The sequence below is a fragment of the Streptomyces sp. NBC_00376 genome (assembly GCF_036077095.1).
Lineage (GTDB): Bacteria > Actinomycetota > Actinomycetes > Streptomycetales > Streptomycetaceae > Streptomyces.
The window spans coordinates 5,746,722-5,757,254 of sequence record NZ_CP107960.1 but is presented as its reverse complement, the minus strand read 5'-3'; the positions used below and the strand labels follow the sequence as shown (position 1 = coordinate 5,757,254).

At 72.5% G+C, this 10,533-nt stretch carries 10 protein-coding genes; 2 read left to right on the top strand and 8 right to left on the bottom strand.

Annotation, left to right across the window (positions count from 1 at the left end):
- Nucleotides 1-91 precede the first annotated feature (91 nt).
- Complete coding sequence (locus OG842_RS25895) at nucleotides 92-1,120, top strand: aspartate-semialdehyde dehydrogenase (RefSeq protein WP_266732988.1); 1,029 nt, start codon at nucleotides 92-94, stop codon at nucleotides 1,118-1,120.
- Between the two features lie 76 nt (nucleotides 1,121-1,196).
- Here OG842_RS25895 and OG842_RS25890 read toward each other — a convergent pair whose 3' ends face one another.
- Nucleotides 1,197-1,544 carry a type II toxin-antitoxin system PemK/MazF family toxin gene (locus OG842_RS25890; RefSeq protein WP_266732986.1) on the bottom strand — a complete coding sequence of 116 codons (348 nt, stop codon included), beginning with the start codon at nucleotides 1,542-1,544 and terminating at the stop codon, nucleotides 1,197-1,199.
- Nucleotides 1,537-1,761, bottom strand: coding sequence for a ribbon-helix-helix domain-containing protein (locus OG842_RS25885; protein WP_266732984.1), 225 nt, complete (start codon nucleotides 1,759-1,761; stop codon nucleotides 1,537-1,539). The genes OG842_RS25890 and OG842_RS25885 overlap by 8 nt, the downstream gene beginning before the upstream one ends.
- A 99-nt stretch (nucleotides 1,762-1,860) precedes the next feature.
- Between OG842_RS25885 and pepN the strand changes: the two genes are divergently transcribed.
- Complete coding sequence (gene pepN / locus OG842_RS25880) at nucleotides 1,861-4,437, top strand: aminopeptidase N (RefSeq protein ID WP_266732982.1); 2,577 nt, start codon at nucleotides 1,861-1,863, stop codon at nucleotides 4,435-4,437.
- Nucleotides 4,438-4,526: 89 nt separating this feature from the next.
- Here pepN and OG842_RS25875 read toward each other — a convergent pair whose 3' ends face one another.
- From OG842_RS25875 to OG842_RS25850, 6 genes are all read right to left on the bottom strand, one after another.
- Nucleotides 4,527-5,018: a hypothetical protein gene (locus OG842_RS25875; protein WP_266732980.1), complete on the bottom strand. Its 492-nt coding sequence runs from the start codon at nucleotides 5,016-5,018 to the stop codon at nucleotides 4,527-4,529.
- Between the two features lie 179 nt (nucleotides 5,019-5,197).
- Nucleotides 5,198-6,337: an allantoicase gene (gene alc / locus OG842_RS25870; RefSeq protein ID WP_266732978.1), complete on the bottom strand. Its 1,140-nt coding sequence runs from the start codon at nucleotides 6,335-6,337 to the stop codon at nucleotides 5,198-5,200.
- A 55-nt stretch (nucleotides 6,338-6,392) separates the two neighbouring features.
- A complete protein-coding gene (locus tag OG842_RS25865; protein WP_266732977.1) occupies nucleotides 6,393-7,316 on the bottom strand; it encodes a LysR family transcriptional regulator in 924 nt (307 codons plus the stop codon).
- A gap of 161 nt (nucleotides 7,317-7,477) precedes the next feature.
- Nucleotides 7,478-7,708: a hypothetical protein gene (locus tag OG842_RS25860; protein ID WP_124717671.1), complete on the bottom strand. Its 231-nt coding sequence runs from the start codon at nucleotides 7,706-7,708 to the stop codon at nucleotides 7,478-7,480.
- A gap of 102 nt (nucleotides 7,709-7,810) precedes the next feature.
- Nucleotides 7,811-10,009 carry a 4-alpha-glucanotransferase gene (gene malQ, locus OG842_RS25855; protein WP_266732975.1) on the bottom strand — a complete coding sequence of 733 codons (2,199 nt, stop codon included), beginning with the start codon at nucleotides 10,007-10,009 and terminating at the stop codon, nucleotides 7,811-7,813.
- The gene (locus OG842_RS25850) at nucleotides 10,010-10,303 is read right to left on the bottom strand and encodes a hypothetical protein (RefSeq protein WP_266732973.1); all 294 of its coding nucleotides are present in this window, start codon (nucleotides 10,301-10,303) and stop codon (nucleotides 10,010-10,012) included. It abuts the gene before it with no gap.
- Between the last annotated feature and the right edge of the window lie 230 nt (nucleotides 10,304-10,533).

Genomic DNA, 10,533 nt, shown 5'->3' with positions numbered 1-10,533 from the left:
GTACCCCGGACAATGGATTGGACAAGGAAGCCGTGGACATACGCATCATGGAGCGGCAACCGTGCCAGTTCGTACGTTCGAAGGAGTCCCTGTGAAGGTCGGAATCGTCGGCGCCACCGGTCAGGTCGGCACAGTCATGCGCGGGATCCTGGCCGAGCGGAAGTTCCCGGCCGACGAACTGCGGCTGTTCGCCTCCGCGCGCTCCGCGGGCTCGACGATCGAGTGGCAGGGCCGGGAGATCACCGTCGAGGACGCCTCGACGGCCGACTACACCGGGCTGGACATCGTGCTGTTCTCGGCCGGTGGCGCGACCTCGAAGGCGCTCGCCGAGAAGGTCGCCTTGCAGGGTGCCGTCGTGATCGACAACTCCTCCGCCTGGCGCAAGGACCCCGAGGTCCCGCTGGTCGTCTCCGAGGTCAACCCGCACGCGATCGCCGACCGGCCCAAGGGCATCATCGCCAATCCGAACTGCACCACGATGGCCGCCATGCCCGTGCTGCGCCCGCTGCACGACGAGGCCGGTCTCCGGACTCTGACCGTCGCCACCTACCAGGCGGTGTCCGGCTCCGGTCTGGCCGGTGTCGCCGAGCTGCACGGCCAGGCGTCCAAGGTCGTCGCCGAGGCCGACAAGCTCACCCATGACGGCGAGGCCGTCGAGTTCCCCGAGCCGAACGTCTACAAGCGCCCGATCGCCTTCAACGTGCTGCCGCTGGCCGGTTCGATCGTGGACGACGGCTCGTTCGAGACCGACGAGGAGCAGAAGCTCCGCAACGAGTCCCGCAAGATCCTGGAGATCCCGGAGCTGAAGGTGTCCGGCACCTGCGTCCGGGTCCCGGTCTTCTCCGGTCACTCGCTCCAGGTCAACGCCCGTTTCGCCCGCCCGATCAGCGTGGAGCGCGCGTACGAGCTGCTCAAGGACGCGCCGGGCGTCGAGATCTCCGAGATCCCCACCCCGCTCCAGGCGGCCGGCCAGGACGCCTCGTTCGTCGGCCGGATCCGGGTCGACGAGACCGTGGAGAACGGCCTCGCGCTCTTCGTCTCCAGCGACAACCTGCGCAAGGGCGCGGCGCTGAACGCGGTGCAGATCGCGGAGCTGGTCGCGGCGGAGCTGAACGGCTGACGCCGGACGGACACGTGCGGAAGGGCGGCCACCGGGTGCGGTGGCCGCCCTTTCGCATGCGTTCGTCCGGGTGTGCTCAGAGGGCGAGGTGGCGTCGCAGGGCGGCGTCGATCTCGGCCATGCGCCGGCGGGGAACGGTGCCCACCCGCCTCAGGACGCGGTCCGGGGTGACTGCCCGGACCTGCTCGCACTGGACCTTCGAATCCCTCGGCAGTCGGCACTCGCCGGCTCTGAGAAGGACCTGGAACGTGAGCACGCGGGTGGTGTTCGACGTCAGGGGCACCACGGTGACGACGCCTCTGCCATTGAGCTCGACCGACTGGTTGGCGGCGTTGTTGGACACGATCACGGCCGGCCTGACCTTGTTGGCCTCGCTGCCCCTGGCCGGCTCCAGGTCGACCAGGTGGATGTCTCCCCTACGCATCGGCGATTCCGTCCCCGACCGTACGGTCCCAGAGCTCGGCGTCCTCGCTCGCGTCCCACTCCTCGAACGCCTCCGTGTACTCCGCCTCCAGCCCGGCGGTGCGCAGCAGCTCGATCGCGGCGTGGATCACCGCGGACCGGGAGTCCGCCTCGGTCTTCGTGGCGTACTCGTCGAGGAAGGCGACATCCTCCTGCGGCAGGCTCACGCTGATCTTCATACCATTGATGCTACCGCAGTGGCATTCGCATAGCTACTCCGTTCCGGCGCACGACGTGGAAGGATGACCGGAAACGTCACACACCAAGGAGATGACCGCGTGCCTGGCACGAATCTGACCCGCGAAGAGGCACAGGAGCGGGCGCGCCTGCTGACCGTGGACGCGTACGAGATCGATCTCGACCTCTCCGGAGCGCAGGAGGGCGGCACCTACCGGTCCGTGACCACCGTGCGCTTCGACTCCGCCGAAGCCGGTGCGGAGACCTTCATCGACCTGGTCGCCCCGGCCGTGCACGAGGTCGAGCTGAACGGCAAGTCGCTGGACGTCGCGGCCGTGTTCCGCGACTCGCGCATCGCTCTGCCGCACCTGGTCGCGGGCTCCAACGAGCTGAAGGTCGTCGCCGACTGCGCGTACACCAACACGGGCGAGGGCCTGCACCGCTTCGTCGACCCGGTCGACCAGCAGGCGTACCTGTACACCCAGTTCGAGGTGCCGGACGCCCGCCGCGTCTTCGCGAGCTTCGAGCAGCCGGACCTGAAGGCGACGTTCCGGTTCACCGTGAAGGCGCCTCAGGGCTGGACGGTCATCTCGAACTCGCCGACGCCCGAGCCGAAGGACGACGTCTGGTCCTTCGAGCCGACGCCGCGCATCTCGTCGTACATCACGGCGCTGATCGCCGGCCCGTACCACTCGGTGCACAGCAGCTACGAGAGGGACGGCCAGTCCGTACCGCTCGGCATCTACTGCCGTCCGTCGCTGGCCGAGTTCCTCGACGCGGACGAGATCTTCGACGTCACGCGGCAGGGCTTCGACTGGTTCCAGGAGAAGTTCGACTACGACTACCCGTTCGCCAAGTACGACCAGCTGTTCGTCCCGGAGTTCAACGCCGGCGCGATGGAGAACGCGGGCGCGGTCACCATCCGCGACCAGTACGTGTTCCGGTCGAAGGTGACGGACGCGGCGTACGAGCGGCGTGCGGAGACCATCCTGCACGAGCTGGCGCACATGTGGTTCGGCGACCTCGTCACCATGGAGTGGTGGAACGACCTGTGGCTGAACGAGTCGTTCGCCACGTACACCTCGGTCGCCTGCCAGGCGTACGCCGAGGGCTCGAAGTGGCCGAACTCCTGGACCACGTTCGCCAACACCGAGAAGACCTGGGCCTACCGCCAGGACCAGCTGCCCTCCACGCACCCGATCATGGCGGACATCCGTGACCTGGACGACGTGCTGGTCAACTTCGACGGGATCACCTACGCCAAGGGCGCCTCGGTCCTGAAGCAGCTGGTGGCGTACGTCGGCATGGACGAGTTCTTCAAGGGCGTCCAGGCGTACTTCAAGGCGCACGCGTTCGGCAACACCCGGCTCCCCGACCTGCTGGGCGCCCTGGAGGAGACCTCCGGCCGCGACCTGAAGACCTGGTCGAAGGCATGGCTGGAGACGGCTGGCATCAACGTCCTGCGCCCCGAGCTCACCACGGACGAGAACGGCCACGTCACCTCGTTCACCGTGCTCCAGGAGGCCCCGGCCCTGCCCGCCGGTGCGAAGGGCGAGCCGACGCTGCGGCCGCACCGCATCGCCATCGGCTGCTACGACCTCGATGGCTCCGGCAAGCTGGTCCGTACGGACCGCATCGAGCTGGACGTCGACGGCGCGCGCACGACCGTGCCGTTCCCGGCCAATGCCGCCCGCCCCGCCGTGATCCTGCTCAACGACGACGACCTCTCGTACGCGAAGGTCCGGCTCGACGAGGAGTCGCTGCGCGTCGTCACCGAGCACCTCGGCGACTTCACCGAGTCGCTCCCCCGCGCCCTGTGCTGGGCCTCCGCCTGGGACATGACCCGCGACGGCGAGCTGGCGACCCGCGACTACCTGGCCCTGGTGCTCTCCGGCATCGGCAAGGAGTCGGACATCGGCGTCGTCCAGTCGCTGCACCGCCAGGTGAAGCTGGCGCTGGACCTGTACGCGGCGCCGGAGTGGCGCGAGGCCGGGCTGACGCAGTGGACCGAGGCCACCCTCGCGCACCTGCGCGCGGCGGAGCCGGGCAGCGACCACCAGCTGGCCTGGGCGCGCGCCTTCGCGGCGACGGCCCGCACCCCGCAGCAGACGGACCTGCTCCAGTCGCTGCTCGACGGCAGGGAGGTGATCGAGGGCCTGGCCGTCGACACCGAGCTGCGCTGGGCGTTCGTCGAGCGGCTCGCCGCGACCGGTCTCCTCGATGAGGACGAGATCGCCGGCGAGTACGAGCGGGACAAGACGGCGGCGGGCGAGCTCCACGCGGCGACCGCCCGCGCGGCACGGCCCACCGAGGAGGCGAAGGCGGAGGCGTGGGCCTCGGTCGTCGAGTCCGACAAGCTGCCGAACTCCCTCCAGGAGGCGGTCATCGCCGGCTTCGTCCAGACCGACCAGCGCGAACTGCTGGCCCCGTACACGGAGAAGTTCTTCGCCGCGGTCAAGGACGTCTGGGACTCACGCAGCCACGAGATGGCCCAGCAGGTCGCGGTCGGCCTCTACCCGGCCCTCCAGGTCTCGCAGGACACCCTGGACGCCACGGACGCCTGGCTCTCCTCGACTGAGCCGAGCGCGGCCCTGCGCCGGCTGATGTCGGAGTCCCGTTCGGGCGTCGAGCGCGCCCTGAAGGCCCGCGCCGCGGACGCGGCGGCGGCCACGGCGTAACGCGCCGGACGGCCGAGCAGTGAGGGGCGCCTCCCGCTACGGCGGGGGCGCCCCTTCTTCTCTTCCCGCTCTTCCCGCCGGCCGTCGGATCACAGCCGGAACGTGTTGCCGACCAGGTCGACCACGACCTCGATCTCCGCTCCCACAGTCGCTTCCGCCGCGCCGTAGGGGCGCGGGAAGCTCGCCTCGAAGGGCGGGAAGCCGGTCCCGCCGACCCGAACGCGGATCCAGATCAGCCGTGAACCGCCGTCCGCGGTCGTGTCCTCGGGCCCGACCCCGATCACTTCCGCCCGCGCCCCGACCCCGGCGGCTTCGAGCCGGAGCGTCGCCCGCCGCACGTCCCGGTGGTGGAGCACCGTGCCGAGTCCCACGTAGGCGACGAGTGCCGCGAACAGGCCTGCGGCGATCAGGAGCCCCAGGTCCACGCCCTCGGCGTCTCCCGACACCGCACGGGCTCCGGCGACCAGCGCCGCGCCCGCGCCACCGATGAGGAGGACCAGGCCCACGGCGCATCCGATCACGGCCAGGACGGGACCCGTCGGTTCTATCCGCTCGGGCCCGGTGCTGCTCTCCTTCGGCATCGCAGAACCGTAGCCCGTGGCCGGTCCGGGTGGACAGGTGCGGGCGGGAATCCGCCGGTATGGAAACCGCCCGTCGGACGGGCGCGGTCGCGCAGCCGTCCGACGGGCGGGAGCGGGGAGGTACCCGGGGCCGGGGTCGGGTCAGGGCCTGTCCGAGGCCCTGACCCGCCGGACAGGCCTTACGCGCCGGACTCCTCGTAGCGGCGGGCCAGTTCGGCCGTGCCGGACTCCGTCAGGCTGCCGTGCAGGCGCATGCGGGCGACGCCGCCGTCCGGGAAGGCGTCGAGGCGGACGTGGGTGACGATCGCCTGGGCGCGGAGCGGGAAGCGGTGCAGGGCGTCGGGCTGGAGCCGGGTGCGGGGGATGATCTCGAACCACTCGCCGGTCTCGCCGTTGCGGCCCTGGAGGGCGATCCAGCCGGCCGAGTTGCCCTTGAGGTAGGCCGTGTCGATCTCGACCGCGCGGACCGCGCCCTGGGCGGGGAGGCGGAAGCGGACCCAGTCGTTCGTGTCGCGGACCCGGCGGCGGCGGTTCTCCCAGCCGTCGTCCATCTTGCGGGAGGTGCCCGGCAGGATGATCTGGGTCGGCGAGGAGTAGAAGCGGTCGGAGGCGTCCTCGTAGCTGCCGCCGTTCAGGACCGAGATCAGGTCGAACGTGCCGAGCGTGGCGAGCCAGGACGGGTCGGGGAGGACCTCGCCGTGGACGCGGAGGCGGGCGATGCCGCCGTCGGGGTGCTGGCACAGGCGGATGTGGGTGTAGCGGCGGCCGCCGGTGATCTCGAAGCCGTTGGCTGCGTGGCCGAGCACGGGGGTGGTCGGGACGATCTCCTCCCACTTCACGTCGTCGGCGAGGAGGTCCTCGGGGCTGGGCGTGCCCTCGACCGCGGTGGCCTGGATCGATACGCGCTGTGGGTAGTTGCCGCGGAAGTGGGCCGTGTCGACGACGATGCCGCGGATGATCCCGGGGGCGCCGAGGCGGATCAGGGCCCAGTCGTGCTCGCCGGGGGCCGGGAAGGGGTTGTCGGCGTCCGCGCCGCGTCGGCGGCGGGTCTCCCAGCCGTCCATGATCTTGCCCTTGTGGCCGAAGTGCTCGGGGTCGAAGACCGCGCGCTCCCGGAGCAGCAGGTTCTCTCGCTGGGCGAAGAACTCGTCGTTGGCGGCGATCACGCCCGCGCCGAGACGGCGGTCGGCGAGGTCGACGAGTTCGGTGAAGGGGAGGTCGGTGGTCCGGTAGTCGGCGTACGGGTCACCACCGCCGTACGGGGCCGCGTCGTTGGCGTGGGGGTCCTCGTGGTGGTTCTCATTCTGATCGAAGGTCATGCGTCCACTGTCGCGGCGGACGACCCATTAGGTCCAGCGAAAGTTTTTGCACTGTTCATTCAGTTGAAGTGAACGAATCGGCTGTCGCGGTGAGCGCGACGAGGACCCTGGCCACCGCGGGGCCCCGCTCGGCGCCCTGCCGGACCGCCGCCACCACATGGCGGCGCGGCTGGTCGGCGTCGAGTGCGCGCATCACCACGCCGCCCCGGCTGCGGCGTTCCGCCGACGCCATGCGCGGGACCAGCGCCACTCCCATGCCCGCCTCGACCATGGCCAGGATCGCCGTCCAGCCGGAGGCGCTGTGCGCCTGCTCGGGCACGAATCCGGCGGCCTCGCAGGCGGCCGTCGTGATCTGCGACCAGGGCCCCGAGCCGCCGAAGATCCACGGCTCGCCGGAGAGGTCCGCCAGCCGGAGGGCGGGCGCGGCGGCGAGCGGGTGGTCCGCGGGCAACGCCACGTCCAGGGGGTCCGCGAGGAGCGGCAGCACCGCGAACCGGGGATCGCGGGCCGTCGGGGCGTGCGCGGCGAGGGACAGGGCGAGGTCTACGTCACCGGCGGCCAGGAGCTCGTACGCCTGCCCGGCCTCCGCCTCCCGCACCCGCACGTCGGGGCCCGGCCGTTCCTCGGCGCGCAGCCGTTGGACGGCCGGTACGACGAGGGCGGACACGGCGGTGGAGAACGCCGCGATCCGCACCTCGCCGGCCTCGCCGCGCAGATAGCCGGTCAGTTCGGCGTCGGCGCGCTCCAGTTGGGCGAAGACGGCTTCGGCGTGGCGCAGCACGAGGTGCGCGGCGTCGGTGAGCCGGACCCGTCGGCCCTGCGCCTCCAGGAGCGGCACGCCGAGTTGCCTGGACAGGGCGGAGAGCTGCTGCGAGACGCCGGAGGGGGTCATCAGCAGGGCCTGCGCGGTGGCGGTGACCGTGCCCCGGTCGCGCAGGGTGCGCAGGATGCGGAGCTTCTTGACGTCCCACTCGATCATGGCCGCAACCTACCGGGCGCCGCGGACCGGGTGCCCGGCTCCGGGCGGGGTGCCCGGCCGCGGGCAGGCGCGTGCGTCGCCCGGCACTCGCCGCGGACATGCGTGTGCGCCGCTCGGTACTCGTGGAGTACCTGCGGCGCACTCGGGACGGGCGTGGAGTGTCAGGCCTGCTTCTTGGACTTGTCCAGGACCATGACCAGGCCCGTGATGACCAGGAACAGAACGATGGGTGCCACGACGTAGAGGCCGATGGTCTCCATCGCGCTCAGGCCGGGCCCCGGGTCGTCACCGTCGTCGCGGGTGAGCGCGAGCGCGGGGGACGACATGAGCAGCATCATCAGCGTCGTTCCGGCCGCGACGGCGCCGGCGCGCATAGCGTTCTTCTTGTCCACGGTGCAAACGTAGCGAACGCCCGCGAGGGGCGCGCGCCCGGGGGTGCCGTACGGGGTCCGGGGCTGGGCTCCGGGCAGAGTCGGCGCGAGGTCCGGGCGGGGTCACCGGGTGGGATCCGGGCGGTCCGCGCACGGTTCGAAGACCTCCATCAGCCGGTGCAGGCGGGGCGCGGCGGCCAGTTCCTCCAGGGTGACCGGGTGGCCCTCCGCGTCGGCGACGGGCAGGCGCCAGTTGGGGTACTGGTCCCAGGTGCCGGGGAGGTTCTGCGGGCGGCGGTCACCGAGCGCGTCGGGCAGCCAGACGCCGGTCATCCGGGCGGGAGTGCGCAGCAGGAAGCGGTGCACGGCGCGTACGCAGCCCTCCTCGTCGCCCTCGCCCTCGGGGAGCAGGCCGAGTCTGGAGAGGTACCCGAGCCACTCGGCGGTGTCCGCCGCGTCCGCCGTCAGCTCCTGGTCCAGGGGGCGGGCGAGCAGGCCGAGGCGGTGGCGCAGCGTCACATGGTCGCCGGTCAGCCGGGCCGCGGTGGACGGCAGGTCGTGGGTGGTGACCGTCGCCAGGCAGTCCTCGCGCCACTGCTCGGGGGGCAGTGGGCGGCCGGTGTCAGCCCAGTCCCGTTCGAACCAGAGGACGGAGGTGCCGAGGACCCCGCGCCGGACCAGCGCCTCGCGGACCCCCGGTTCCACGGTGCCGAGGTCCTCCCCCATGACGACCGCGCCGGCCCGGTGCGCCTCCAGGACGAGGACGGCGAGCATCGCCTCGGCGTCGTGGGTGACATAGGTGCCCTCGGTGGGCGGGCGCCCCTCGGGCACCCACCAGAGCCGGAACAGGCCCATGACGTGGTCGATGCGCAGGGCGCCGGCATGGGCGAGGAGCCCGCGCAGCAGTCCGCGGTACGGGGCGTAGCCGGACGCGGCGAGGACGTCCGGGCGCCAGGGCGGCAGGCCCCAGTCCTGGCCCCGGGCGTTGAAGGCGTCGGGCGGCGCGCCGACGGACATGCCGTGCGCGAAGGCGTCCTGCTGGGCCCAGGCGTCGGCGCCGCCGGGGTGCACGCCGACGGCGAGGTCGTGGACCACGCCGACGGCCATGCCCGCGTCGAGGGCGGCGCGCTGGGCTTCGGCGAGCTGACCGTCGGTCAGCCAGGCGAGCCGGCAGTGGAAGTCGACCCGGTCCAGCAGTCCGGCGCGGGCGCGGGCGGTCTCCTCGGAGCGGGGGTCGCGCAGCCCGGCGGGCCAGGCGTGCCAGTCGGAGCCGTGCTCCTCGGCGAGCGCGCACCACAGGGCGTGGTCCTCCAGGGCCTGTCCCTGCCCGGCCAGGAAGTCGCAGTACTCGGCGCGGCGGCCGGGGGTGAGGGGCACCTTCCGTACGAGTTCGAGCGCCTGGCGCTTGAGCTCCCAGACGGCGTCACGGTCGATCAGGGCGCCCTTGTTCAGGACGGTGTCGCCGAGCGCCACGGCGTCCTGGCGCAGGTCGTCGAGGGCGGCCCGCTCCGTCACGTGCCCGTACTCGGGGACGGACTCGACGCGCAGATGCACGGGGTCGGGGAAGCGCCGCGACGAGGGGCGGTAGGGGGACGGGTCGGTGGGGCTGCCGGGCACGGCGGCGTGCAGCGGGTTGATCTGGACGAATCCGGCGCCGAGGGTCCGGCCGGACCAGGCGGCGAGGTCGGCGAGGTCCCCGAGGTCTCCCATGCCCCAGGAACGGGCGGAGAGCAGGGAGTAGAGCTGGACGAGGAAGCCGTGGGCGCGGGCGGGCGGGCGGGGCGCCCGGGGCGGGGCGACGACGAGCGTGCCGGCCGCGCTCCGGCCGCCGGGCGCCCGTACGGCCAGCCGGTGCACCCCGAGCGGCGGCTCGGTCCACCAGGCGGGGACCGCGGGCGCCCCCGTACCGGCATCCCCGCCCCTCTCATCCCCTTCGTCCCCCGGATCCGTGCGCCCGCCGGCGGCGCCCCGTTCCGAAACGGCCGGATCCGGTCGGTCGGCCTGGACGCGCATCCGCGGCGGCGGGGCCGCACCGGGGTCTTCGAGGGCGATGTCCAGCGTGGTGCCGGGCCGCAGGGCGGTCAGGGCCGCGGGCAGCGGCTCACCGGTCCACACCACCAGGGTCGGCGGGAGCAGCCGGGAGCGGGCCGCGGACTCGGCGGCGGCGAGCGACCGCCGTACCGCCTCGGGCGTTGCGGCGTCCACGCCGAGCGCGGCGAGCACGGCGACGACCGTGTCGTCGGGGACGGTCACCGTCACATCGGCGGACGGGGAGTAGGAGGTGGCGACGCCGTGCAGTGCGGCGAGCCGGGACAAGCCCATTCAGACTCCTGGGGACTCCATGCCCCACGCGCCGCCGGAGGTGGCCGGCTCGCTGGTCAGCGGGGCGTTTACGGCGAGCGGGGGTTCGCTGGTCAGAGGCGTGGCGTCGGCGAGCGGCGGCTCGCTGGTGAGGGGTATCGCATCGGTGAGCGGCGACTCGCTCGTCAGCGGGCCGGTGCGGGGCGCGGGCGCCGGGAGCGGGCCGGGCACGGGGGCCGCGTCGCCCGGCGGGGCGGTGGTGTCCGGCACCTGTCCGGAGAGGGCGGAGAGCAGAAGCTGTGCGGCGGCGGGCATGGCGGCCTCCTGGCCGTGGGGTGACAGGACACAGCAGACCTACCCGGCGGACTCGACCACAGACGTAGGCGTCATCACAACGAGTCCAACGTGCCCTGGGTCACATTCCGTTCCCCGCAGGCCGGTTCCCCGCAAGTTGTCCGCTCTTTTCGGCCATCCGGCGTCATCTTTGGCGTCCGCCGCCGCGCCCCGCCGCCGCTCACCCCGTCCGCGACATCAGGCATTTCCGG